The 25,726-nt window shown below is 38.2% G+C and carries 29 protein-coding genes and 1 other annotated feature; of the genes, 5 read left to right on the top strand and 24 right to left on the bottom strand.

Annotation, left to right across the window (positions count from 1 at the left end; all coding sequences use genetic code 11):
- Positions 1-124: 124 nt before the first annotated feature.
- Positions 125-271 (bottom strand): hypothetical protein, encoded by a 147-nt coding sequence (locus AR328_RS22800; RefSeq protein ID WP_197414430.1) that lies wholly within the window; start codon positions 269-271, stop codon positions 125-127.
- Positions 272-515: 244 nt separating this feature from the next.
- Between AR328_RS22800 and AR328_RS08175 the strand changes: the two genes are divergently transcribed.
- Entirely contained in the window at positions 516-1,487 is a 972-nt protein-coding gene (locus tag AR328_RS08175; RefSeq protein ID WP_156422664.1) for a F510_1955 family glycosylhydrolase, read from the top strand.
- 48 nt (positions 1,488-1,535) lie between these two features.
- Here AR328_RS08175 and sigK read toward each other — a convergent pair whose 3' ends face one another.
- Complete coding sequence (sigK, locus tag AR328_RS08170) at positions 1,536-2,261, bottom strand: RNA polymerase sporulation sigma factor SigK (protein WP_066293162.1); 726 nt, start codon at positions 2,259-2,261, stop codon at positions 1,536-1,538.
- Between the two features lie 282 nt (positions 2,262-2,543).
- Here sigK and AR328_RS08160 point away from each other — a divergent pair, with 282 nt between their 5' ends.
- The 3 genes from AR328_RS08160 to AR328_RS08150 all read left to right on the top strand — a co-directional run bounded on the left by AR328_RS08160 (position 2,544) and on the right by AR328_RS08150 (position 4,374).
- A complete protein-coding gene (locus AR328_RS08160; protein ID WP_066293155.1) occupies positions 2,544-3,014 on the top strand; it encodes a hypothetical protein in 471 nt (156 codons plus the stop codon).
- 66 nt (positions 3,015-3,080) lie between these two features.
- Entirely contained in the window at positions 3,081-3,644 is a 564-nt protein-coding gene (locus AR328_RS08155; RefSeq protein ID WP_066293151.1) for a hypothetical protein, read from the top strand.
- 55 nt (positions 3,645-3,699) lie between these two features.
- Positions 3,700-4,374 carry a DUF2642 domain-containing protein gene (locus AR328_RS08150; protein ID WP_231734780.1) on the top strand — a complete coding sequence of 225 codons (675 nt, stop codon included), beginning with the start codon at positions 3,700-3,702 and terminating at the stop codon, positions 4,372-4,374.
- Positions 4,375-4,862: 488 nt separating this feature from the next.
- Here AR328_RS08150 and AR328_RS22160 read toward each other — a convergent pair whose 3' ends face one another.
- Together AR328_RS22160 and mtnN are read right to left on the bottom strand one after the other, a co-directional pair.
- Positions 4,863-5,003 carry a YrzI family small protein gene (locus AR328_RS22160; RefSeq protein ID WP_082677164.1) on the bottom strand — a complete coding sequence of 47 codons (141 nt, stop codon included), beginning with the start codon at positions 5,001-5,003 and terminating at the stop codon, positions 4,863-4,865.
- Positions 5,004-5,336: 333 nt separating this feature from the next.
- Positions 5,337-6,032, bottom strand: a complete 696-nt coding sequence (gene mtnN, locus AR328_RS08145; protein WP_066293149.1) for a 5'-methylthioadenosine/S-adenosylhomocysteine nucleosidase — start codon at positions 6,030-6,032, stop codon at positions 5,337-5,339.
- A gap of 161 nt (positions 6,033-6,193) precedes the next feature.
- On the opposite strand from mtnN, the gene AR328_RS08140 reads away from it, so the two are divergent.
- Positions 6,194-6,400 carry a YrzA family protein gene (locus AR328_RS08140; RefSeq protein ID WP_066293142.1) on the top strand — a complete coding sequence of 69 codons (207 nt, stop codon included), beginning with the start codon at positions 6,194-6,196 and terminating at the stop codon, positions 6,398-6,400.
- A 37-nt stretch (positions 6,401-6,437) separates the two neighbouring features.
- On the opposite strand, the gene AR328_RS08135 is transcribed toward AR328_RS08140, so the two are convergent.
- The 20 genes from AR328_RS08135 to mnmA all read right to left on the bottom strand — a co-directional run bounded on the left by AR328_RS08135 (position 6,438) and on the right by mnmA (position 25,702).
- A complete protein-coding gene (locus tag AR328_RS08135; protein ID WP_066293138.1) occupies positions 6,438-7,157 on the bottom strand; it encodes a DUF1510 family protein in 720 nt (239 codons plus the stop codon).
- A 99-nt stretch (positions 7,158-7,256) separates the two neighbouring features.
- Complete coding sequence (locus tag AR328_RS08130; protein ID WP_066293133.1) at positions 7,257-9,032, bottom strand: peptidoglycan D,D-transpeptidase FtsI family protein; 1,776 nt, start codon at positions 9,030-9,032, stop codon at positions 7,257-7,259.
- 57 nt (positions 9,033-9,089) lie between these two features.
- Complete coding sequence (gene greA / locus AR328_RS08125; RefSeq protein ID WP_066293128.1) at positions 9,090-9,566, bottom strand: transcription elongation factor GreA; 477 nt, start codon at positions 9,564-9,566, stop codon at positions 9,090-9,092.
- Between the two features lie 237 nt (positions 9,567-9,803).
- Positions 9,804-10,439, bottom strand: coding sequence for a uridine kinase (udk, locus tag AR328_RS08120; RefSeq protein ID WP_066293125.1), 636 nt, complete (start codon positions 10,437-10,439; stop codon positions 9,804-9,806).
- A gap of 5 nt (positions 10,440-10,444) precedes the next feature.
- Positions 10,445-11,713, bottom strand: coding sequence for a peptidase U32 family protein (locus AR328_RS08115; protein WP_066293122.1), 1,269 nt, complete (start codon positions 11,711-11,713; stop codon positions 10,445-10,447).
- A 24-nt stretch (positions 11,714-11,737) separates the two neighbouring features.
- Complete coding sequence (locus tag AR328_RS08110; protein ID WP_066293120.1) at positions 11,738-12,667, bottom strand: peptidase U32 family protein; 930 nt, start codon at positions 12,665-12,667, stop codon at positions 11,738-11,740.
- Between the two features lie 6 nt (positions 12,668-12,673).
- Positions 12,674-13,312: an O-methyltransferase gene (locus AR328_RS08105; RefSeq protein ID WP_066293117.1), complete on the bottom strand. Its 639-nt coding sequence runs from the start codon at positions 13,310-13,312 to the stop codon at positions 12,674-12,676.
- 224 nt (positions 13,313-13,536) lie between these two features.
- Positions 13,537-14,676 (bottom strand): endolytic transglycosylase MltG, encoded by a 1,140-nt coding sequence (gene mltG / locus AR328_RS08100; protein WP_442854437.1) that lies wholly within the window; start codon positions 14,674-14,676, stop codon positions 13,537-13,539.
- Between the two features lie 89 nt (positions 14,677-14,765).
- Positions 14,766-15,062, bottom strand: coding sequence for a DUF1292 domain-containing protein (locus AR328_RS08095; protein WP_066293106.1), 297 nt, complete (start codon positions 15,060-15,062; stop codon positions 14,766-14,768).
- Positions 15,063-15,067: 5 nt separating this feature from the next.
- Positions 15,068-15,493 (bottom strand): Holliday junction resolvase RuvX, encoded by a 426-nt coding sequence (ruvX, locus tag AR328_RS08090; RefSeq protein ID WP_066293098.1) that lies wholly within the window; start codon positions 15,491-15,493, stop codon positions 15,068-15,070.
- Between the two features lie 3 nt (positions 15,494-15,496).
- Positions 15,497-15,763 carry an IreB family regulatory phosphoprotein gene (locus tag AR328_RS08085; protein ID WP_066293092.1) on the bottom strand — a complete coding sequence of 89 codons (267 nt, stop codon included), beginning with the start codon at positions 15,761-15,763 and terminating at the stop codon, positions 15,497-15,499.
- A 194-nt stretch (positions 15,764-15,957) separates the two neighbouring features.
- Positions 15,958-18,591, bottom strand: a complete 2,634-nt coding sequence (gene alaS / locus AR328_RS08080) for an alanine--tRNA ligase (protein ID WP_066293083.1) — start codon at positions 18,589-18,591, stop codon at positions 15,958-15,960.
- An 81-nt stretch (positions 18,592-18,672) separates the two neighbouring features.
- Positions 18,673-18,884, bottom strand: a binding site (T-box leader).
- Positions 18,885-18,950: 66 nt separating this feature from the next.
- Positions 18,951-20,033, bottom strand: coding sequence for an AI-2E family transporter (locus AR328_RS08075; RefSeq protein WP_066293080.1), 1,083 nt, complete (start codon positions 20,031-20,033; stop codon positions 18,951-18,953).
- Positions 20,034-20,136: 103 nt separating this feature from the next.
- Positions 20,137-20,259, bottom strand: coding sequence for a DUF3918 family protein (locus AR328_RS22155; RefSeq protein WP_231734789.1), 123 nt, complete (start codon positions 20,257-20,259; stop codon positions 20,137-20,139).
- A 71-nt stretch (positions 20,260-20,330) separates the two neighbouring features.
- On the bottom strand, positions 20,331-20,522 hold the full coding sequence (locus AR328_RS08070; RefSeq protein WP_066293077.1) for a hypothetical protein: 192 nt from the start codon (positions 20,520-20,522) through the stop codon (positions 20,331-20,333).
- Between the two features lie 12 nt (positions 20,523-20,534).
- Positions 20,535-21,008, bottom strand: coding sequence for a PRC-barrel domain-containing protein (locus tag AR328_RS08065; protein ID WP_066293073.1), 474 nt, complete (start codon positions 21,006-21,008; stop codon positions 20,535-20,537).
- Positions 21,009-21,114: 106 nt separating this feature from the next.
- Positions 21,115-21,282: a hypothetical protein gene (locus AR328_RS22795; RefSeq protein WP_197414429.1), complete on the bottom strand. Its 168-nt coding sequence runs from the start codon at positions 21,280-21,282 to the stop codon at positions 21,115-21,117.
- A 60-nt stretch (positions 21,283-21,342) separates the two neighbouring features.
- Positions 21,343-23,769, bottom strand: coding sequence for an SF1B family DNA helicase RecD2 (gene recD2 / locus AR328_RS08060; RefSeq protein WP_066293071.1), 2,427 nt, complete (start codon positions 23,767-23,769; stop codon positions 21,343-21,345).
- A gap of 33 nt (positions 23,770-23,802) precedes the next feature.
- Positions 23,803-24,462: a tetratricopeptide repeat protein gene (locus AR328_RS08055; RefSeq protein WP_066293068.1), complete on the bottom strand. Its 660-nt coding sequence runs from the start codon at positions 24,460-24,462 to the stop codon at positions 23,803-23,805.
- A 124-nt stretch (positions 24,463-24,586) separates the two neighbouring features.
- Positions 24,587-25,702 carry a tRNA 2-thiouridine(34) synthase MnmA gene (mnmA, locus tag AR328_RS08050; RefSeq protein WP_066293066.1) on the bottom strand — a complete coding sequence of 372 codons (1,116 nt, stop codon included), beginning with the start codon at positions 25,700-25,702 and terminating at the stop codon, positions 24,587-24,589.
- Positions 25,703-25,726 lie beyond the last annotated feature (24 nt).

Genomic DNA, 25,726 nt, shown 5'->3' with positions numbered 1-25,726 from the left:
GAATTAATATCAAAAAATAGAGAAAGGAGAATTTGAGTTCACTCAAATTCTCCTTTCTCACTATTTGAAGCTAGTTATGTCCCAGCCTCTTTTTTAAAAATTGATTCTCTAAGCTAAGCTTTATTTAACAGCAGCCAGAGAAGAAAAAGAACCCGAAGAAAACTAGGAATAAGACTAGAATAACAATAGCTAGCGCTAACCAGAATCCCCCGCCGCCATAGTACGGGACAGGAGGAGGATAAGCAAATGTGTACGGATACCCATATGGCATTTTGATTCTGCCTCCCTTTTTACCTTCTATTTTCAAAGTATGATTTACATGAAATATGCGTGTAGGCAATAGTATATTCAAGGAAAATATAGGTTAAAAATAATACCCCTGAGCTGAAGGCTGCGGGAAAGACTTAGCAAATTTGCATAAACGGGACGAATCCTTTGCTTCTCTAATATAATATCCGTTAATATTGGAAGGGATTTATCTATTCTCTTATTATTTTGCAGTTGGAGTGAAAGACATGACCATTTCGATAAAAATAAAAAAACATTTAACATTTTTGGCACTTGCTATTGCGTTAGTTGTATCTGGCTGTTCAGCTAATGAACAGGACCAGCCATTAAAAAAGGAAGAGCCTGTTAAACCTGGCATCTTCAAGCTAAAAAAAGCAGCTCCACAGCGTTTAAAGCAGATTTATGGGTTAGGGTATCCGGGCAATGATACAGGACTTTATATTGCCTCTCAAGATGGTTTAAAAGTGTTTTCTAATGGCGGATGGCTAGAAGGAACTTCCCAAAAACATGAATATATGGGATTCCAGGCAACAATGGATGGATTTATGGTGAGCGGTCACCCTGAAAAAGGATCTGATCTGAATAACCCCCTTGGTTTAGTGTGCAGCCAAGATAAAGGAGCAACTCTAGAAAAGCTTGCCTTTTACGGTGAGAGTAATTTTTATTTTCTTTCTGTCAGCTATAACGGAAAGGTTATTTATATCATTAATCAGGAAAAAAATTCACAAATAGAGCCTGGGGTATTTAAATCTGAAAATAATGGGAAAACGTGGGAGCAAGTTCAGCTAAATGGACTAGAAGGGGACACCCTTGGAATGATTGCTGCCCATCCAACGAATAACAGCTTAATGGCGATGTCAACGAAAAGCGGAATATTTTTTTCTAATGATCAAGGGAAAAATATGAATAAAGTGACTGATCCTATCATGTCGACTGCCTTAGCCTTTTCAGAAGACAACCTATATTATTCATCTGTTGAAAATAATAAAGTCCTTTTTTATAAAATGAACATCCATACATTGGAATCTGAGCAGATCAGTATCCCGTTTTTAAGCTATGATAACCCGATTACGTTTATTTCGGTTAATCAAAAGGATCAAAACACTCTTTCATTTGCCACTTATTTAAATGATGTTTATGAAACGGCTGATGGCGGTCAGAATTGGAAATTAGTTTTAAAGAACGGCAGAATTGAATAGAACGAATAAAGCACAATCCAAAAGGCTATGGATTGTGCTTTACCATATTTATTGGCTATTTTTTCGCTTTTCCTTTTCCTTCTCTGCGCGATAAAATTCATGAAACATTTTCATTAAAGCTCTTTTTTCAATTCTGGACACATAGCTTCTGGAAATGCCAAGCTCTTTAGCTATTTCTCTTTGGGTTTTTTCTTTTTGCAGATCTAGACCGAAGCGGCCAACTATTACTTCCTTTTCTCTATCATCCAATACCCCTATATATTCCTTTACCTTCTCAAGCTCCATATTTAACTGAATTGTATTTATGACATCCTCGGAATCAGATTTCAGTACATCAATCAATGATATCTCATTTCCTTCTTTATCTTGCCCGATGGGATCATGGAGAGAGACATCCTTTTTTGTCTTTTTTAAAGCACGTAAATGCATTAAGATTTCATTCTCAATACATCGGGCCGCATAGGTGGCCAGCTTCGTGCCTTTCCCCTCTGAATAGCTTTCAATCGCTTTAATTAACCCGATCGTACCAATAGAGATTAAATCCTCGGAATCTTCCCCCGTATTTTCGAATTTTTTGACAATATGAGCTACGAGCCTTAAATTATGCTCGATCAGCATGTTTCGAGCATGTGTGTCGCCAGCAGCCATCAACCGCAAATACTTTTTTTCATCAGCAGCCGATAGCGGTTGAGGAAAAGCGTTATTTTTCACATATGAAACGAGAAACACAATCTCTTTCACTAAATAGCCAAGCGCTGTTAATATTCCAGACATTATTTCCACCCCCGCTTTCAAACACTTTAGCCTTAACTAATTCCTATGTGCAAAAAGAGTTGTTTTTGTCTGTCCACTTCATTTATTTTACTCGGAAATATTTCCCACAGCTTTTTCGAAGTTCTCATTCTATTTAAGACGTAATTCTTATCATTAGCCCGATTTTTTCCTTGCCTATTTACACCTAATACAGCAAAAACAGGCGTTTTCAATAGTACATTGTCCTCCCATGATACATATATATGCAGTGAATAAGCTTATAAATCCTAAGGAGGAGTAGCAATGAGTAAGGACATGATGGGGTCTTTAGTAAATAAAGTCATTAAGATAAACAGAGGGGGACCAGAAACAGGTTCTGGAACTCTACTTGACGTTAAAGATGACTACCTAATTTTATTAAGTGAAAAGGATGGAGTTGTATACTTCAAGAATCAGCACATTAAAAGTTTAACCGAAAGCCCAAAGAAAGGACAAAATGGCAACGGTCAAAACTACACTTACGCTCAAATTAACGCATTAGATTATATAGCTCCAGATACTTTTGAAGAGCTATTAGAAGACTTGAGGTATGAATGGGTAACCATTAATCGTGGAGGTCCAGAAAAAGTAGAGGGCATTCTTCATGATTCAAACGGAGAATTTGTCGCTCTTTTCTGTAATGAAGAACTTCTCCGTATATCTATGTATCATATTCGAAGCCTTAGTTACGGTGTAAATGTTGAAGAAGTAGAAGAGGAAAATGTTGAAAGCTAAATAAATGCACTTGCATTCAATGGCTTGAAAGCATCAATAAAAATAAATTAAAAGGAGCTCAAACAAATGGAATTCGGTCAGCATTTAACTTCATTAGTTGGAAAAGACATTAATATCTTGTTAAGCGATGGTAATTCAATCGAAGGAGTATTAGCGGCAATAAAATGTGATTATTTTGTAGTCGAAACTGATAAAAATATTGTTTACCACAATATTAAAAATATGAAGGGATTTACAAGGAGTACGAAAAAATCAAAGAACTCAAAAAACCAAAAGAACAAGAAATTAAAAACAGAAGTTGTAACAGATTATTCGTCTGAAGGAATGACATTAAGAGATGTTCTCGAAAATCACCATTCGAAATGGGTTTCCATTGATACCGATGGCAATCAAAACAGCAAGCAAGGGTATACTGGCTTCCTTGCTGAAATTGGGGATGACTATATCATTCTAGTCGGAAAAGACGCACAGGTTTATTTAAATATTTCTCATATAAACACAATTGTTAAAGCTAACGAGTCTAATATGCAATCCGATGACAGCAGCCAAAATCAAAATTCTAATGACACCTATGATAGTGGAATGAGTGTTACACAATTCGAATCCATCTTTGGCGGATCACGCAGTTAAGGATGAAAAGGCTAATTCATTATTCCTGCTATGAAAAAGAAAGGAGGGATAATACTTGAAAAATATTTTAAAGAAATTAGTAGGTGAAAAAATCAAATTACAGCTTCCTGGAAAAAAAGTCATTGCAGGAATGGTAATCGAGATTGGGAGCGATGTATTGGTTTTGTTCGATGGGAAGGATTACCTATACCTTCCCATCGTTCATATTCAAAATATTACGAAATTGGAGCCTAAAGAAGATGATATTACGCCTCCTACCGGAACACCGAATATTGAGCATGATGAAGAGTTGTCTTTAAGAAAAGTTCTCACACTTGGAAGAGGCATGTTTACTGAAATTTACATTACAGGAAATCAGCCAATCCCAGGCTTTATTTCAAGCATCATGAATAATTACTTTGTCTTCTTTTCACCAGTATACAAAACAATGCTCATATCTCTAAATCATTTGAAATGGCTAATCCCTTATACTGCTAATCAAAGACCGTACAGTTTAACAAATCAGCAGCTGCCTTTGCAGCCAGTTAACATTTCACTAGCAAGAACATTCGAGGTCCAAATCGAAAAGATGGTGGATGAGCTAATCGTCCTAAATATAGGTGAAAACTCAAACCTTATAGGCAAATTAAATAGTTTACAAAATAACTTTATTGAGCTCAGCACCGCGAGAGAGGAACTCATTTATTTAAATATGCATCATATCAAAACCATTCACTTTACAAATATTTAAAAAACCGCTTCAAATACAGTATTACCCGCTACTAAAAGTTCCCCCAATAAACAGTAAAAAGGATTAACCATCATGCGGTTAATCCCTTTTACTGTTTATTCCAATCCTACTGCTTCCACACTTACTTCAGAAAAAATAATACAGCCAATTACAGAGCAAAGAACTGCGGCCATCACAATCGTGAACATGCGTTTGCACCCCTTTTAAAGAACCCTTATTTAATATAAAAATAACACATTTACAGCCTGTTCTTTTAGGTGAGGTGTGAACATTTTGTTAAATAAGAAAATCGGGAAGGCATGTTATTTGCTTTGGCGTTTCTTTTTTCGAAATGAAAGCGTTAATAGAAGAACATGTAAAGCCAAGCGCAATCTCCTCCTAACTTAAAGCTAGGTGGTATCGTTCTCCACCCATAAAATTGCTTGTCGTCCTTGCATAAGATATATCATTATCATTACCACCTTTCTCTTCATTTTTTTTATTATCCATTAAAATGGGCGATACAAAGTATACTGACGATCGCGATTTTCTTCCTGAATTTTGTGTATCATCTCGTTATGCATAATTTCTTCAACTGATAGTTTACGTTTTTTAATCGTAATGGTTAGAAAAAAGATGTTTAGGGTCATTTATCTCACCTCCTCGACACAAAAAGGCCGCAAAGAGATATTCCCTGCGGCAAAATAGGCATAAAAAAGCCGCAAGGAATCAATTCTCCCTGCGGCTTGGATGTGTGTTGTTAAAATAAATTAAGCAATCCATTCCTCGTAGGTCGAATTCGTAAAGTATAAAATTTGAAGTGCTTTTGCATTTCCGTTAACCATGATCATTTTATTCGACCTCCTTTTTGGAATTTTTTCACTTACAAAGGTAATTATATCCATATATGTGGAGTTTGTAAACCTTTTTATTTCATAAATTTAAATATAATTTTAAAATAGCCAACCAACGATAAATATCTTCTATTTCAAAGCCCTTACAATTTTCATAACAAGATCTGCGGAGTGTAAAGCGGCTTTATCTAAATATTGCTCAAAGGATACATCTGACTCCTTGCCGGCAATATCTGATAAAGATCTTATAATCACAAACGGTGTTTCAAATTGATAGGAAACTTGAGCAATAGCCGCAGCCTCCATTTCAACTGCCTGCAGATTGGAAAACTTTCCACGAATATATTCAACTCTAACGGGATCATTCATAAATGAATCTCCAGTTGCGATTAATCCTCTTACCACCTGGATATCCTTAATTTCCTTTGCACATTCCTCTGCAATTTTCACCAATTTACGATCAGCTTCAAATGCTGCTGGCAGCTGCGGCACTTGTCCATATTCGTAACCAAATGCAGTAACATCTACATCATGATGCCTTACTTCTGAAGAAATAACCACATCCCCAACATTTAAATCAGGGTTCAAGCCCCCAGCAGAACCGGTATTGATGATAAAGTCAGGATTAAACCTTTCTAGAAGTATCGCCGTTGATAATGCTGCATTTACTTTACCAATTCCGGAACGAAGAAGAATGACTTTAACGCCATCCAGCCTTCCAATTGTGTATTCACAGCCGGCAATGACAATCTGGCTTTTGTCCTCTATTTTTTCACGCAATAATGTAACTTCTTCTTCCATTGCTCCAATAATACCAATTTTCATTTCCTTTTAGACCTCTTTCTTCTGTTTGTTTATCATCATGCATGTTCCCAATTTACCACTCTCATTTACTTCAATCAACTGAATTCTCATCCTGACTTCCTCTATCTATTTTTCTAGGTTAAAATACAGTACAGATGAATAATAAAAAGGAGATCAAATAGATGAATTTTAAGCTTGATTTAATTGAAGACAAAATTGAATTTTTCGAAGCTCATGACTTAAAATCGCTCGAAAAGAAAATCAGCATTCAGATTGAGCATAATAAAGCCATTCTGCTTCAAGTACACCATGTATCACACCAGATGAGTGTGGACGAAAACGGAAAAACATTTTATTCAGCAGTCGTTCATTTTAAAGCCAAAAAATGAGGAAGGCTAGTAGGCCCTCCTCATTTTATTAAATTTATTAGTTTTCTATTTTATCAAGTTCTTCTACTTTTTCAGGTTTCCAGCCTTGGCCATCTACCCATTGAATATAAACGCGATACTTTTTTTGCTGGTCCTTTGATGAAATGGTGCCAACCGATTTATTATGTCCATTATTCCCTAAAAACCAAACCGTCATATTATCCTGTTCTACCGCTGTAGCATATGATATAGCTTGCAGCATTTCTGACCAATCAACTGAATCAGCATCATAAACGGATGTGTGTTCACCCGATTGAGATGTTCCAATCGGCTGCCAGCTAGGATTTACAATCGTCTTATTTACATTTTCTTCTTCGCCGCCAGAAGTAACAACCGCATCCTCTTCATTTGCGGGAGCAACTTCCTTTTTCTCAGGCTTAGTAGCAGCCTCTTTATCCATATCAACTGTCTCTTCCTCTATTTTAGATGAATCTCCTTGAGTTGAATTATTTCCTTCTTTATTGGGGGTTTCATCTTCTAATTCAGCAGGGTCATCTTCCGGTGATTGATTTTCCTGATCTGTATCTGTCACTTTATTTCCTGTCTGCTGTTCAGCCGCGTCTTCAGAGCTTCCCCCTAGAAAAATCGTTGCGGATACGACAATTATTAATAAAATAACGAAGCCAATTAACAAATTTAAGATTAAATTTGTTTTTCTTCTTTTTCCCCGGAGATGTGAGCGGGATTCACGGCTTGGTGAGCTATATTTTCCTTTCAAAAAATCTCCTCCCCATTTGCTTTTTCTTCGTTTGAAAGATAATTGAGTGAAAGTAACATTATTATTCAAACATGAAAAAATCAATTTGTCTATTAAGGACTATCTAATATCACCATTATTCCGCTCAATTTCATAAATCCCTTTCACGATGTCAGCGAATAATGCATTGACGCCACCCGTATCTGCAGTCACTCCTAAATTAACTGTTACAAGGGCATATTTAGGCTTATTATAAGGAAAATAGCCTGCAAACCACTTATTATAAAGAGGCTTGCCTCCATCGATTCTGCCGGTCTCACCGGTACCTGATTTCCCCGCCACCTCATATGGAAGATTTTGAAACCATCTTCCAGTACCGTTCTCATTTACGACCACTTCCCTTAAAAGCTTTTGCAGGTTCATCGCAGTATAAGGTGATATTGTCCCTCCATCTAGTTGTTGCTTCTTAAAATCTAATAAAGATGTTTGATTCTTATATTCAACCTTTGAAGCAACCCTCACCATATCTTTTTCTCCGCCTCTTGCAATGGCTGCCATCATATTTGCAACGGCTAAAGGTGTTCCTCTTACCTCATGCTGTCCTATACCTGTAAGGCCAACATAATTTGTATCCTTCTTCTCTTCCTCGGTAAGGAATATTCTTCCCTTGTCTTCCTCCTGAAGCTGTTTGAAGTTTTGGAAATGATAAATGTCTCCAGTCCATCCTACAGAGCCTGTTAAGCTGAGTTTTTTTGCATAGTCTTCAATGATGTTTGGATCAATATCCTTTAATTCCTTTGCTAAGGTTGCAAAAGTATTATTACAGCTTCTTGCAAAGCTATTTGTAAAATCAAGCATGCCATATTGAAATTGCAAGTCTGGTTCTCCGTTAATTTTCTTGCTGCAGTCAAAGGTTCGAGAGGGGTTGATAAGTTCATGATCGATGGCAGCTGCTGCAATAACTGTCTTAAATACAGAACCCATAATCTGCTGTTTGAGTATGACATTTTCTGCTCCGCCAGCTGATTGATTGAAAGGATCCTTTCGATTAAGCGATGGCCTTGAAACCATTGCAGCAACCGAGTTCGACTCTATATCCAACAGGATCATCCCGCCTTTTTTTATCCCGTGCTGATCTGCAAGCTTTTCAGCCATAGCCTGTAAATTTGGATCGATGGTTGTCCTTATATTCACCGGGTAGAAGGGATTGGCCGGTTCAACATATTTTACGTTAATTCCAAATAATGGACCACCAGTCGCATCCACATGAAAAACAAGCTTGGATTTTCCGTCTGGCAATAGAAATTCATCGAAGCTTTTTTCCATACCTGTTAAGCCAATCATCGTAGTAGAAGAAAGCTCTTTGACTGGATAACGCTTTCGCAATAATTCTTCATTCTCACCGGTAATGCCAATTAAATGTTCTGCAGGATTATCTGTTAAATGGTATTTCTTCTCTACTGCAAATACACCAGGAATTTTTAAGCTATTTATTTTTTCTATTTGATCCTCTGTTAAAAGAACCGGATTTGGATCTCCATATGCAAACGGGATCTTTGCCTTTTCCACTGCGTAGCGAAGGCCATATTCGGATACTCCCATAATTTCTGCAACCTTTTCAATCTCCCAATCCATTTTTTTTAAAAAGGGAAACAAAATGAGGACTGGCAGACTTTTATGTGTAATGGAGCTTCCGTCCTTGTAGAGAAAATTTCCCCTTCCCGTGTCAAGCACCATTTCCTGTGACCGCTGACTTACACTTGCTTCAAGCAGATTGATTTGCCTTTTTGTGAAGTTCTCTGTCGACACCAATTGCAGCTGGATTAATCTGCCGAGCAAAACAGAAAATAACAGTAAACAAATACAAAGCCAACCTATCGCTCTTCTTCTCCACATAATAAAACACCTCGTCAAAAGTTTTGACGAGGTTTCTGCATTTCAAACTATTATTTTTTACTTAATTGATACAATTCGTACATCCATTTCTCCACCAGGAGTTTGTACCTTCACTTCATCTCCAACCTTTTTCCCAAGTAAACTTTTGGCAATTGGAGAATCATTTGAGATTTTGCCATCAAATGGGTCTGCCTCAGCACTTCCGACAATCGAATAAGTTTCTTCCTCACCATCAGGAAGCTCAATAAATGTAACTGAGCTGCCCAATGATACAGCATCTGCACTCATTTCACTTTCAGAAATAATCTTCGCATTACGGATCATATTTTCAATTGTTGTAATACGACCTTCAACGAAAGCTTGCTCTTCTTTCGCAGAATCATATTCAGAGTTCTCAGATAAGTCTCCGAAGCTGCGTGCTATTTTAATGCGTTCAACAACCTCTTTACGCTTAACAGATTTCAAATATTCTAATTCCTGTTCAAGCTTTTCTTTTCCAGCTTGTGTCATAGGGAAAACCTTTTCAATTGCCAAAACCTTCACTCCTTCAATTTTTCACAATCCTTGTGGAATTGTGTTCTTTCTGTATTTTATGTACGCACCCATGGCATTCTTAGCTCAAGGTGCATATTTGCAAGATACTGCTGTGCAATATAATTGGATAAATGCTTTCATGCTTATCTTGCCAATTAATATAGGAGCGCGACCTTTTTAGGGCGCGCGCAGGTTTGTCCATTAAATGGACCTTATTTTATTTTCTATGCTATTGTGTCACAAAAAAGACTTTTGTTCAAGAATTGTTTGAATTTTTGTTACCATTAAATCAATGGCAACATGATTTTGTCCGCCCTCAGGAATGATAATATCCGCATACCGTTTTGTCGGCTCAATAAATTGATTATGCATCGGCCTGACAACACTGATATATTGATCAATAACGGAATCCATTGTTCGTCCGCGTTCTTTAATATCTCTGATCATTCGGCGGATTATACGTAAATCTGCATCTGTATCAACAAAAAGTTTGATATCCATTAAATCCCGCAGACGTTCATCCTCTAATACAAGAATGCCCTCAAGAATAATAACATCCTTAGGCTCAACTTCAATCACTTCTTCTGATCTTGTATGTCTTGCATAATCGTATACCGGCTTTTGAACATGCTTATACTGCAATAGTCTTTTAATATGCTCAATTAAGAGATCTGTATCAAAGGCAAAAGGATGATCATAATTCGTTTTTAACCGTTCTTCAAAAGATAAATGCTTTTGATCTTTGTAATAATAATCATGCTCTAGCATTAAAATGGAATGGCCCTTAAAACGGTCATAAATCGCTTTTGCTATACTTGTTTTTCCAGAGCCAGAGCCCCCTGCAACACCGATAACAACTGGTTTGCGAGTCATGGTGATTAAATCTCCTTTCGCATCATGTTGTAAGGGTAAACCGGTTTATCAAGCTTAAACTGCACAATTTGCATCGGATGGCGGGCAGCATCAAGCTCATTTCCTTTTTCATCCCAAACTTTATCGATCACATGTGTGAAGCTTTCAATTTCAGGACCAAAAAACTCGACTTCTTGGCCTGGTTTGAAATGATTTCGCTGCTGTAATGTAACGATTTGCGTCTCTGGATTATAGTCTAAAACTAACCCAACGAAATCAGAATTCGTCTTTTTGCTATGATTTCCAAACATTTGCTCCTTATACCCAGGAACTCCCTCAAAAAATGCTGGAGCGGTTTCACGATTTGCACACTTAGCCAGTTCATCAAGCCATTCCTGCTTAATCTTAAAGTTTTCAGGATCTGCACAATAGGCATCGATTACTTTACGGTATACACTGACGACAGTAGCCACGTAATGAATGGATTTCATCCGTCCTTCAACCTTCAAGCTGTCGATGCCAAGCTCGATCATTTGCGGAATAGATTGAATTAAATTTAAATCCTTTGGGCTCATCGCAAAAGGTGCATCGCCCTCATTAAAGAATGAAACTTCATTTTCGCCTTCTAATTTATACAGATCATAGTCCCAGCGGCATGATTGGCAGCAGCCTCCACGGTTTGAATCACGAGCTGTCATATGATTGCTTAGTGTGCATCGACCTGAATAAGCAATACACATAGCGCCATGGACAAATGTCTCAATCTCGATATCGACCTTTTCCTTCATTTCGCGAATTTCTTCCGCACTCGTTTCGCGGGCAAGAACAACACGCTCTAAACCTTCTTCTTTCCAGAACTGAACAGCCTTCCAGTTCGATAAGGATTGCTGTGTACTTAAGTGAACTTCAATTTCCGGTGCAACTCTTCGGCACGTTTCAATAATGAGAGGATCCGCCACTATAATCCCTGCAACTCCAGCTTCACTTAAGCCTTTCATATAATCTTCCAGTCCATCGATGTTCTCATTATGTGCGAAAATATTCGTTGTTACATAAATTCTCGCTCCATATTTTTTGGCGAATTCAACGCCTTCCTTCATCTCTTCAAATGTAAAATTATCTGCATTTGAACGTAAGCCGTATTCCTGTCCGCCGATAAATACGGCATCAGCGCCATAATGAACGGCAATTTTCAATTTTTCTAAGTTACCGGCTGGAGCGAGCAATTCCGGTTTTTTCACAATTACCCGTTTGCCGTCCACAATCTCGGAAATTTTATCTTTCACCGCTGCCATTATACAGCTCCCCTTTCAAAATAATTAGTAGACTGTTTCCTTAAAGAAAAACCCTGTGTCTAATGGGCGATTAGCAGGCTGAATTTCTTCAATAGCATTTAATAGATCATCTTTTATATCATCATATTGATCAGCATCTTCCACACATAGATCAATCGCTTTTCTATATAGCTTTGTTACTTCAAGAATATATTCAGAACTCTTAAGGATCCCGTCGATTTTAAAAGAATCAATCCCTGCCTCAATCATTTCCTGCAGCTCATCGATTATACACATATCATTTGGACTCATAATATGTGTGCCATTTTCATCTTCGAAAATAGGGTATTTATTTTCCCGTTCCTTATCATGGAGAAACATATTGTGTTCCTGTTTACGATTTTCAATTTCCAAAGATTTCCCTTGGTATTCATAATAATTGCCAAGGAGAGAACGCTTTGAATGGAACATGGCCGTCATCCCATGTACTTGTACCTCGATTTCTACCTCGGCATGCTCTTTAATTTCAATAATGGCGTCCATGTTTATTTCTCTGGCCAAAACAGCGCGTTTCGATCCCTTTCTGCCCCAATAATTACATGTATACCAGTTAGTGCCTGTTGTTTCAGTGCTCCAGTGAAGCTTCATATTTGGCGCAGCTTCACGAGCAGCCATCAGGACTGCAGGATCACCATAAATAATTGCGTCAGCCTTCGCATCTTGTAGAAACTTTATATACTCAGGAAGCTCGTCCACTTTTTCATTATGAAAAAGTGCATTCATTGTCACATAAACCTTTTTTCCCTTTTCATGTGCAAGGGCAATGGCTTTCTTTACATCATCTTTTAAAAACTCACCAGCCAAGCGTAATCCATAGCGCTGCTCTCCAATGACAAAAGCATCTGCTCCCGCATCAGCCAAAGGGATAATATCTTCCACACTTTTCGGTGTGACTAATAATTCCGGCTTTTCCATCATTTCTCACCTCATTTTAGTAATTGCAACCCCATCGCCTACTGGCAGAATGACCGTATAGTAATCAGGATGATTCATTAACCATATGTTAAAGTCACTAATTTTCTTTACGAGATTTCGAATCCGTTTATTCTCAATTTCGTCCTCACAGACAAGTCCTTTAAATAGAACATTGTCTGTTATTATCATCCCATCTTTACTTAAATATGGAGAGTATATTTCAAAAAACTTCCGATATTGACCCTTGGCCGCATCAATGAAAATAGCGTCAAAGGGTCCCTGCTCTTTAATCATTGATTCCACTTCAAGAGCATCGCCTTTAATTATTCGAATCTGGGCTTCTTTTCCAGCCTCTTGTATATATTTCTCCGCTAGGAAATAGCGCTCAGCATCTCTTTCGACTGTAACAATTTCGCAAGTTGGCAATGTATAAGCCATTCGAAGAGCTGAATAGCCTATAGCTGTACCGACTTCCAAAATCGACTTTGGCTTTTGGATGCGAAGAAGCTGCAGCAATGCTTCAATTCCGGCTAGTTCCATAATTGGGACGCCATTTTCTTTCGCATACTGCTCCATGTCTTCTAAAAGCTTTGGCCTTGCAGGAATAATTCCTTCTATATATGCATGCAGCTTATCGTCTTTCAAGCTGCCATCACCTCAATGTAATAGTTTTGCTCTATTAACAGAAAAAAATAGCGTTCACAACCATTAAGGATTTTCAGGCTTATTACCCAAATCCTTCTTAGCTGTGGTTTACGCTACTTTAGAGCCATTAAAACACTTGTACTATTTTAACATAAATGAATAGGGAATGCTAATATTCATGTTTTTCCAAGTAAATGAGAGAAGCGCCCTATTCGGGCGCAAAATTATTTATTCGTAATATGCTGTGCCTTCTTCCTATTATGCTCATCTAATGTTTTCGAAAACAACACTTCCCCAGTCGATGTAGCCAGGAAATATAAGAAATCTGATTCGGCTGGAGCCAACGCTGCTTCAATTGAACTTACGCCAGCATTGGCAATTGGTCCTGGTGTAAGCCCCGGATATTTATACGTATTAAAAGGTGAATCAACCTCTAAATCCTTATATAGCACCCTATCCTTATGTTCACCTTGAGCATATAGGACAGTTGGATCTGTTTGCAAAGGCATCCCTGTTTCCATTCTGTTGTAGAAAACACTTGCAATTTGGTCTCTATCCACTTTTTCAGTAGCCTCTTCCTCAATTAAAGAAGCCATTGTTAATAATTGGTGGACAGAGAGATTTTGAGCTTCCATCTCTGAACCGTATTCCCTTAATACAGAGGCTGTCTTATCAAGCATAACACCAATAATCTCTTCTATCGTTGGATCTTCTTTATAAAAAGGGTAGGTAGCTGGAAATAAATAGCCCTCTAATGGATACATAATATTTGCATTTAATATGTCATCTGTTAATACATCTGGATATTTAGCCATCATGGCCTTAATAAAATCTTGATCATTTAGCTTTTGTATAACTTCATCAGCGTTCCTGTTTGTTTTCTCAGCTATAATACCGGCAATTTGCTTAAGTTGCTTTCCTTCAGGTATTGTCACTTTAAATACTACTTCTTCAACGACTTTTCCTGTTTTAATACTTCCAATAATTTCTGGAATCGTCATGGATGGCTTTAAACTATATTCACCGGCCATAAAACCAGTTTCGTTTTTTAATTTAACATAATACTTAAATACACGGGCATCTTTGATAATTCCATTGCTTTCAAGTATCTTACCAATACTTGTTGTCGATGAGCCGATTGGAATTTCTATCTTCATTTCTTTATTATTATCCGGATTTACCGGTTCCAAGGCTGATTTTATATAAAAATAGCCTCCGCCGGCAACTGCGCCAACCACTATGATTAAAATGATTGAAATAATAAAAACAATTTTCCTTACCAGTCTCGCTTCACTTTGGCGTTCAATCATTTTTTGACGGATGATTTCTTTTTTATCTCTATTCTCTTCTTTCGTCACATACATCCCCTCCTTTACTCGGCTTATTATACTATATTTTCTTTTTATAGTCGCAATAAAATACATAAAGCTGGCCAATGGCCAGCTTTATATTTTTATTTACCTTCTTTTTCTTCTTCTTCTTCAAGGAATGTATTAAGCATTTCCTCAATTAATTCCCATTCTTCGTCTGTTTCAATCGGCATTAATTCGCCGTCTTGATTATCTTCACTAGGCATAAAAGCTGAAGCGTGAATATCAATTTCTTCATCATCATTATCATCTGCGCCAATTGGGTAGTAAAGGACATAAGACTTTCCAAACTCCTCAGAATCGAATGTAAATAATACTTCACACAGCTGCTCGTTTCCTTCTTCATCCACTACAGTAATATTGTTTTCTCCATGGTTCATTCTGTTCACCTCATCGTATTTTGACTATCTATATAGCCTTGTAAAATCATGACAGCTGCCATTTTATCAATGACCTTTTTACGCTTTTTTCGGCTGACATCTGCCTCTAGAAGAACTCTTTCCGCAGCCATTGTAGTTAGGCGCTCGTCCCATAATACGACAGGCAAGCCAAATCGTTTTTCTAGTTCAGAAGCGTAAAATTGGCTTGCTTCTCCACGCGGACCGATCGTCCCATTCATATTCTTCGGCAAGCCGACAACAATTTTACTAACTTCATTCTCATTAATAATCTTACCAATCTGCTCGAAACCAAACACATTTTTCTCTTCATTTATTTTTAAAGTTTCCAAGCCTTGAGCAGTCCAGCCTAGTGCATCACTAAGCGCAATGCCGACCGTTTTTGAGCCGACATCCAATCCCATTGTCCGCATATATTATCCCTTTCGCTGCTGTTTTAAATATGATTTGACTAACTCTTCAATGATTTCATCACGTTCGAGCTTGCGAATAATATTGCGCGCATCCTTATGGCGGGGAATGTAAGCAGGATCCCCCGACAGCAAATAACCAACGATTTGGTTAATAGGGTTATACCCTTTATCTTGAAGAGCTTCATACACTTGCAAAAGCACTTGATTAACATCATGTTCCATGGGCTCTTCAGGAAAATTGAATCTCATCGTATTATCAAATGAGCTCATTTCTTACACCTCGCTTTTTTGATGGAAAGCTCTAATGAAAGAGCTTTTCTTTATGCGAAACTATTTTTGATACTCACAAATCATCGTTTGAGTTCGATTATTAGGTTCAGTTATTCTAATTAAACCCCTAATTATATCCATTTATTGAACATTTTCGACAGGTTACCTTCATTTTACACTAATTTCTGTATATATCAAAAGGTTTTAACCCATTCTTCAACAAAATTCAATGCACTTTCAAGCTTTTCTGGATCTTTACCGCCTGCTTGTGCCATATCAGGACGGCCGCCGCCTCCACCTCCGCAGCGAGTAGCCACTTCTTTAATAATTTTTCCGGCCTGGAATCCTTTTTCAATTAAATCCTTTGTCACACCAGCAATTAAATTAACTTTATCATCATTAACACTGCCTAATACAACAATGGCGGAACCAAGCTTATTCTTTAAGTCGTCTGCCATATTACGCAGGTTATTCATGTCAGATGCTGCAACTTTAGCGGCTAGAACCGTTACTCCATTAATCTCTTTCGCTTTCGAAACAAGGCTTCCAGCTTCAATATTGCCCAATTTCGCTGCCAATGATTCATTTTCTCTTTGCAGCTGCTTCATTTCGGTTAATAGCCCCTCAATTCTTACAGATAAATCTTTCGGATTGGCTTTTAATTTATTTGCAGCTTCCTTTAAAATATTTATTTGATCATTTAATAATTGGTATGCTGCTTCACCCGTCACAGCCTCAATTCTGCGTGTACCGGCGCCAATACCGCTTTCAGATTGGATTTTGAATAGACCAATCACAGATGTGTTTGGAACATGGCATCCCCCGCAAAGCTCAAGACTATAGTCGCCGACTTGAACGACACGGACAACCTTGCCATATTTTTCGCCGAATAGCGCCATAGCTCCCATCGCTTTAGCCTCTTCAATGTCTTTAAAATCAATTTGTAATTCCAAGCTGCGCCAAATTTTTTCATTCACGATGTTTTCAATTTGCTCAAGCTCTTCAGCGGTAATTTGACCGAAGTGTGAGAAGTCAAAGCGCAAACGGTCGGGCTCAACCAATGAACCTGCTTGGTTCACATGATTTCCAAGAACATCTTTTAACGCCTGATGAAGCAAATGGGTTGCTGTATGATTCTTAATGATCTTTGAACGTGATGCTGCATCCACGCTTGCATGCACACGATCATTTAATTTCAGCGTTCCTGCTTCAACGATTGCTTTATGAAGATTTTGGCCATTAGGTGCCTTTTGAACATCTTTAATCACAACTTTTAACCCTTCAGCTTCCAAAATTCCGCTGTCAGCGATTTGACCGCCGCTCTCCGCATAGAAAGGCGTAACATCTAAAATAAGCTGTACTTCTTCGCCTGATTGTGCTTCATTAATCAGCTGTCCATCTTTAACGATAGCTACAATTTGCGAATCTGCCTCAAGGTGATCATAGCCAGTAAATTGACTTTCAACCTTTATTTCTCCTAACACTCCACCTTGAACCTGCATAGAATCAACATCTTGTCTTGCTGCTCTAGCACGTTCACGCTGACGGTTCATTTCTAGCTCAAAACCATCATGATCAACCTTCATGCCTTCTTCTTCAGCATATTCTTCTGTTAACTCTACAGGAAAACCATACGTATCATATAAACGGAAAACATCCTCACCTTGGATTAGGTCGCTTCCTTTTTCTTTTTCCTTTTTAATAACGGCTGATAAAATTGTCAGTCCTTCATGAAGGGTTTCATGGAAACGTTCCTCTTCATTTTTAATTACTTTTTGGATAAATTCTTCTTTTTCTTTCACTTGCGGGTAGAAGTCCTGCATAATCTCGCCAACGACTGGAACTAGCTCAAACATAAATGGACGATTGATATTGATTTGTTTTGCATAACGGACCGCTCTGCGCAGCAAGCGTCGCAATACATATCCACGGCCTTCATTTGATGGGAGCGCCCCATCTCCGACCGCAAATGCAACTGTCCGAATATGATCGGCAATTACTTTAAATGCAACGTCAGTTTCGATGTTTTTTCCATATTTCACACCGGAGATTTCTTCTGTTCCGCGGATGATTGGCATGAAAAGGTCTGTATCAAAGTTTGTACGGACATTTTGAACAACGGATGCCATCCGTTCAAGTCCCATCCCAGTATCAATATTTTTCTTCGGAAGTGGAGTATATGTTCCATCAGGATTATGATTAAATTCTGAGAAAACAAGATTCCATACTTCAAGATATCTCTCATTTTCTCCGCCTGGGTATAATTCAGGATCATTTAAATCATCGCCATACTCAGGTCCACGATCATAAAAGATTTCGGTATTCGGGCCGCTTGGACCTTCGCCAATATCCCAGAAGTTTCCTTCTAAACGAATGATTCTTTCTTCTGGAACACCAATTTGCTTTCTCCAAATATCAAATGCTTCATCATCTTCCGGATGGATTGTGACAGATAACTTTTCCGCTTCAAACCCAATCCACTTTTCATCGGTAAGAAATTCCCAAGCCCATTCAATTGCTTCCTCTTTAAAATAGTCGCCAATCGAGAAATTCCCAAGCATTTCAAAAAAAGTATGATGGCGAGCTGTTTTTCCAACGTTTTCAATATCATTTGTACGAATGGACTTTTGGGCGTTCGTAATTCTTGGATTTTCCGGAATCACACGGCCATCAAAATATTTCTTCAACGTAGCAACTCCACTATTAATCCAAAGCAAAGATGGATCTTCATGCGGTACTAAAGAAGCACTCGGTTCAATAGAGTGGCCTTTTTCCTTGAAAAACTCTAAAAACAGACGGCGAATGTCAGAACCTGATAATTGTTTCATGTTTTTTCCTCCTAAATTTATGTTAAGTGTTATTTTGCTATGACCCAAGTATTTTTCTACGCAAAAAAGCCCTCATCCCAAAACAGGGACGAGAGCTATACTCGTGGTACCACCCTGATTATGAAAACAGAAAAAATGCTTTCATCTCTCAGATCCTTAACGCGGAATAAACGGCAGGTATTAGCTGCACTCGGGATTAGCGTTCTGTTATCCTTCATCTAGGAATTCTTCCAGCCAAGGAATTCCCTTTCTTTAGATGGTCTATAACATACTCGTTCCTTCTTCGTATTTTCTAGGTTTAGCTTTTCTAATATAGTCTGAATTATAACGAGTTAAATTCATGTTTGTCAACATTTCCTTCAAGAACGCGAAAATTTTGAGTTAGGTCCTTTAATAAAGTGGGATCTAGCATGGACGAGACTTACTTTTATAACAGCCAAAACAGGCACGGCAATGATTAAGCCGATGACACCGCCTGCTTCCCCTCCAGCCAAAAGGGCAAACATAATGACTAGCGGGTGCATATCTAAACTTTTCCCAACAATCATTGGGGATAATATGTTGCCTTCGAGAAATTGCAGGACAAATACGATAATAACCGAAATGATCACCATTTTAATTGATATCGCGAAAGCAATAATGACTGCTGGGATGGCACCGACAAATGCACCGAAATAGGGGATCACATTTGTTAAGCCAATTATTAAACCAAGCAGCAATGGATATTTCATCCCAACGAACCAAAAGAGCAGTGCAGATATAACTCCTATAGCCACACAGACAATGATCTGTCCTCGTATATAGCCTCCAAGAGACTTATCAATATCCCGCAAAAATAATATGCCTTCTTGCCTCCATTTTCTAGGTGTTAAATACCACACGGTCCGTTTCATTAATTCATAATCCTTGATCATATAAAAAGATATAAACGGAATAAGGGCAATAATAATAGAATAATTTAATATATTTATTAGGATATTAGCACTTTTCGAAAGCATCTTATCTAAAGAAGATTCCATAGCGAGAATCCCTTCATCAATTCTTGTCTGAATCCCCTCTGGCCATGATGAGGTTTTCTCTTGGATGATATCAATCCAACCTCGATATTGATTCGCAAATTGCGGCGCATTCTCTGAAAGATCTTCTAATTGATGTATGAAGGCTGGGATCCCTTTATAAAGGGCCAAACCAATCCCTCCAAAAAATAAGATATAAATGCCGAAAACAGCAATTCCTTTATGAAGACCGCTATTATGAAGTTTTTCCACAATTGGATGAAGCAAATAAGATATAAAGGCTGCAATAATGAATGGAAGCAGCACGGCAAATGTAACTTTTAAAATGGGCAGCCATAACTCTCTTAGCTTCAAAAAAACAAATAAGACTATAAATAAAAGAAGGAGAAAACCTAAGCGGTAATACCATTTTAACCGAATATCCACGTTCTCCCTCCTTAATATTTTTTATTTTTCGTACAAATTGTGTAAATTATTCACCCAAAAAAGAAAGGCTAACACACGAATAAAGTGTTAGCCTCTCTCAAGTTTAAAATAGTTTGGTCATTCTTCTTTGCAGTTTTTTCATTTGACGCTGCGACATTAGGTTATTTCTTTGAACAAGGTTATAGGCAGCCATTCCAGCACCGAATGCCATGGCTGTAGTTATCATTTTTTTCAATCTAATCACCTCGTTACAATATTTTTTTGTTAATGCAACGATGGGCTAGAAGTCCGAAACTTCTAGGAAAGATATCGGCGTTCTTCTTCTTCAAATAGGTCATCAAGTGAACTCAATGTTCCATCTTCTTCAACCTGATGGGTATTAATGACACCTTTAGAAATGGTTAGCTCAATAAAGCAGCCCCAGCAATAATATTGACTGATACCAATTTTTCCAATATCTTTGCTTTGGCAATTAGGACATTTTAACATGGAGCAGACACCTCACTCTTTTACGTTCACAATGATAGCGTCCTTTCCAATTGCAGGGGGAGCCTCGGTTTTTACCACGCGTTTTCCTTCCAGCATATCTGAAAAAAAGCCATCCGATAGTTCATACCCTACAATTGTCCCCACTTCTTCTTGAAAATATACATCCTCTAATAACCCTAGCCGTTCCCCTTCTCTTGTCATCATCATTTTCCCAATTAGCCTGTTTTGGCTATCAAAGGTGTATTCGTCCGTTTTCTTTATTGGCTCGAGAGCCTGTTCGGTCTCAACCATGACTCCATCCCATCCAAATGATGAAACATTCTTCACTTCAAGTAAAAGTGATTTTTTGAAGAGAGCGCCTTTTCGAACAATTAAGCCTGTAACAACCCCATCGTTTGAAATGCTTATATCAAAAACCTCGCCAATTTTTGTGCCACTTTTTATTTCTATAACTGGTAGTCCTTTTAATAGTGAAAATGTCCGCAAAAGATGTCCCACCCTTCCGGAACATTTATAGTTTGCGTGTTCTTTCATCTAAAAATAAGGTAATTCAGTTACCAATCTCCCCATTAAAATCATTTTTGAAGGATTGTTATTTCTTGTTATATCTTGGCTTATTGAACCTTTCATTTCGTTCTCCGCCATCTGAAAGCTCTTCAGAAAACTCCACTTCTTGCTTGCTTTTTACAAGCTTAGACTTACTTTTTTCTACCGCTGTCATATTATTATTTGGAGCTGCTTCCTCATTCCATTTGCCCAATTCAATAACCCCCCAAATAAAAAAGCTAAGAAAAGAACAGTTTTTTATAACCGCTCTTCCTTAGCTTCTTTCTGTTTCCATAAAATCATACGGCGTGATTTTTTCCATTCCTATTAATGGATCTACTTTCATGAGCACTTCATAAATTGGAAATTCATCACCGTCAGCTTCAGATTTTTCAACTTCATTCGAGTCCAAAATGGTCTCCTGCAGCCTTTCAGTTAGAGTAGTGAGCCTTGATAATTCATCTGTTCTTTCTACTCCTAATCTAAATGCTTCTTCTTCCCCACATAATATGAGAAATTGTTTACTGCGGGTAATCGCTGTATACAATAAATTTCTTCGCAGCATACGATAATAACTTTTCACAACCGGCAGAATCACAATTGGAAACTCACTTCCCTGTGATTTGTGAACAGAGCAGCAATAGGCAAGGGTAATTTGATTTAAGTCTTGACGTGTATAAGTTACTTCTATTCCATCAAAGGACACAATAATCATATCCTGTTTTTCTGTATTTTCCTTTGCATAGAAAATAGAAATGATTTCCCCCATATCCCCGTTAAAAACATGGCTTTCTGGCTGATTAACAAGCTGGAGAACTTTATCGCCTATTCGGTATTTAATATCCCCAAAGATGAGCTCTTTCCGACTTCCGTCAGGATTCGGATTGAGAATCTCCTGAAGAATCTCATTCAATTTATCAATACCTGCCGGACCTCTATACATTGGTGCCAGAACTTGAATATCCTTTGCTGTATATCCCTTTTTCTTTGCATTTGAAACAACTTTTTCAACGACCGTTGCGATTTGCCCTGGACTGCATTGAAAAAAGGATCTGTCGGATTGCTGAGCGGTCACATTTATCGGAAGTTTTCCCTTTTTCATTTCATGAGCAAGCTCGATAATCGAAGATCCTTCAGCTTGACGGTAGATATCAGTTAACCGAACAGTTGGAATTCTCTCGGAACGCAGCAAATCCTTGAGAACCTGACCCGGTCCCACCGATGGAAGCTGATCCTCATCCCCGACTAAAATTACTTGCAAATGTTCCGGAAGGGCTTTGAATAGCTGATGGGCCAGCCAAATATCAACCATGGACGTTTCATCAACGATTAAGATTTTACCTTCCAATAAATTTTCTTCCCCACGATCGAACCCCTCGGTTCCATTCCACCCAAGCAGTCTGTGAATCGTGACTGCAGGCAAGCCTGTGGATTCCGCCATTCTCTTTGCTGCCCTTCCTGTTGGTGCGGCTAAAAGAAATGGGAAGGGCTCCTCTTTCTTGTAGTCTTTAGGATTTAACGAACAGCCATGCAGTTCCGCATATAATTCAACAATTCCTTTAATAACCGTTGTCTTTCCTGTTCCTGGGCCACCAGTTAGTATCAGCATCGGAGACATAAGCGCCGTTTGGATTGCCTCTTTCTGTGTCGGCGCATATTGAACCTTTAGACGTTCTTCTAATTTTCCAAGTGCAAGAAGAAACTCAGATTCCGGGAATTGTTCATCATATTGAGTTTGGTTCAAAATTCGTTTGATATTTGTAACAAGTCCCTTTTCGGAAAAATAAAGCGAAGGCAAATATAACCTTTGCTCCTCGACCATGATTTTCCCCTCTTCTTGAAGCTTTATAACTTCTTTGGAAATATCATTGAATTCAATTTCATCACGCTTATTTTCCTCTAAAAGTCTTTGCGTGCTTTGAAGAAGTTCTCTTGCTTCTACATATACATGCCCAGCCTGCATGCTTTCCATTTCCAATATGTAAAGGCAGGCTGCTCTAATTCTTGCTGGATGATTGCCCGATATTCCGAGCTTATATCCAAGCTCATCTGCCCTGCCAAAACCAATTCCCTCAATATCCTCTACGAGCCTATAAGGATTATTCTGGATTGTTTCTATCGTCTGCTCTTTATAGAATTGGTAAATCCTCATTGAAAGCTGTGGTCCAAATCCGTACTCATTTAAAGCAATCATCGCCTGCTCAATACCTTGATGCTGCATGAGTGTATCGTATAGGGACTTCGCTTTTTCAGGAGGCAGTTTTGGGATTCCGTCAAGAAGGGAAGGTTCATTTAGAATTCTAGTGATTGCATTTTCTCCCAATACATCGACGATATTTTCGGCTGTTTTTTTACCGATGCCTTTAAATAATTCACTGGAAAGATAGTTGACAACGCCCTGTTTAGTCTGAGGGATATCTTTGCGATAATGGCTGGCATGAAGCTGAACTCCAAATTTAGGGTGGTCTTTCAAATCTCCGTAAAAAATATATGTTTCCTGCTCATGCATTTTCGGAAAATATCCTGTAATAACTGCTTCTTTATCTTCATAATGATGATTCGTTTCGTCCACTCTAATCCGTAAAACTGTATATAAATTTTGTTCATTATGAAAAATCGTTACAAGATGCCGACCTTTCATATACTTCTTGTCCTGTTCAGAAAATAAATCTAAAGTCCCCTGTGAGCCTTGGTTATCCATCACTCTGCCTCCTTCCCTTTATACTTCAATTAACTACTCAGCAGTTCCTTTTTCAATTAACTTTTTTCCGTATCCTGCCAATAGATGGTCTGGCTGAATTTCTAATGCTTTTTCGAAATATTGCAGTGCTTGTTTTTCCTCTTCCTTGAATCCATATGCGACTCCGAGATTATAATAAGCATCTGCATGATTAGGATCGATTTGAGTACATTTCTTTAGCTGGATGATCGATTCATCAATGAAGTTCTCTTGTGCCAAGCATAAGCCATATTGGAACAATGCTTCAGCATCATTTTCATTTAATTCTGTACTTCTTTGTAGATAGGGCAAAGCTAGTTTTCCTTGTTCCATCGCTATTAAAGATAATCCAAGCATAAAATAATTATCGCCGGATTCCATTCCCTTTTTCATCGCGGTTTCAAACATTTTCTTTGCCTCTTGGAAATTTTGGAGATCGTAAAGCAAGTTTCCTGCACTATAATAAGCCGCAGCCGCATTTTCATCCAACTTAATTGCTTTTTCATAAAACTTTAATGCTTTTTCCGTTTCTCCCACAACTGATAACACATTCCCAAAATTTATATAAGAGGTCGGATCTTCAGGCTTTTCCTCTATGGCTTCCATAAATACCGTTGCCGCCTCTTCCCATTTTCCTTCTTCCATATATTGAATACCTAATTGGTTTTTGTCCATTTAAAATTCACTCCGTTCCATTTAGAAGTATAGCATATTCTTTAAGGTTTCAAACGAGAAAAAAGGGCTCATCGGCTCTGTTATAACAGAACCGAAGAAGCCCTTACATCATGTTTAAATTAGTTTATCCGACATAATCAAGTCGCTTTCCGTCTTTGAATACTTCATCAATCGTTCCGCCGCCCAGGCATTCATCCCCATTATAAAAAACTACTGCCTGTCCAGGAGTGATCGCTCTTATCGGTTCATCAAAAATGACTCTTACTTTGTCATCCTCAAGCAACTCAACAGTTACATCATTATCAGGCTGACGGTACCTGAATTTGGCTGTACATTTAAAGGTTTTCGGCTTTTCTTTGTCCGATACCCAGCCTATGTTTACGGCTGTAATAGAGTGAGAATAGAGCTTTTCATTGTGGAAGCTTTGACCGACAATCAGAACATTTCTCTCTAAGTCCTTTCCAATCGCAAACCAAGGTTCACCCGCTCCACCGATGCCTAATCCATGCCGCTGGCCAATGGTATAATACATTAGACCATCATGTTTTCCCATTACTTTGCCATCGAAGGTTTCCATATTGCCAGGCTGAGCTGGTAAATAACTTCCAAGGAATTCCTTGAAATTTCGTTCGCCAATAAAGCAAATTCCTGTACTATCCTTCTTAGTCGCTGTAGCAAGATTTGCCTCAATAGCAATTTCTCTGACCTTTGACTTTTCAATATCGCCGATTGGGAACATCACTTTTTCTAGCTGATCCTGTCCAAGCTGGTTAAGGAAATATGTTTGATCTTTATTCTCATCAATGCCTCGAAGCATTTTATATTCTCCATCGCGGAAATCGACTCTCGCATAATGTCCCGTCGCCAAGTAATCTGCACCGAGCTTCATCGCATGCTCAAGAAAAGCTTTAAATTTAATTTCTTTATTGCACATGACATCAGGGTTCGGAGTCCGGCCAGCCTTATACTCATCTAGAAAATAGGTAAATACTTTATCCCAATATTGCTTTTCAAAGTTAACAGCATAATAAGGAATCCCAATTTGATTGCAGACTCGAATGACATCATTATAATCTTCAGTTGCTGTACAAACGCCATTTTCATCTGTGTCATCCCAGTTTTTCATAAAAATCCCAATGACATCATACCCTTGTTGTTTTAACAATAGGGCTGCAACGGATGAGTCTACACCGCCTGACATCCCGATGACTACCCTTGTATCTTTAGGCTGTTTATTCATGTAATTTCACCACGCTTTTTTTTA

Origin of the sequence: Bacillus sp. FJAT-29937, from assembly GCF_001509555.1 — a bacterium.
In the GTDB taxonomy this organism is placed as follows: Bacteria; Bacillota; Bacilli; order Bacillales; family Cytobacillaceae; genus Cytobacillus.
This window is presented reverse-complemented; position numbering and strand designations above follow the sequence as displayed.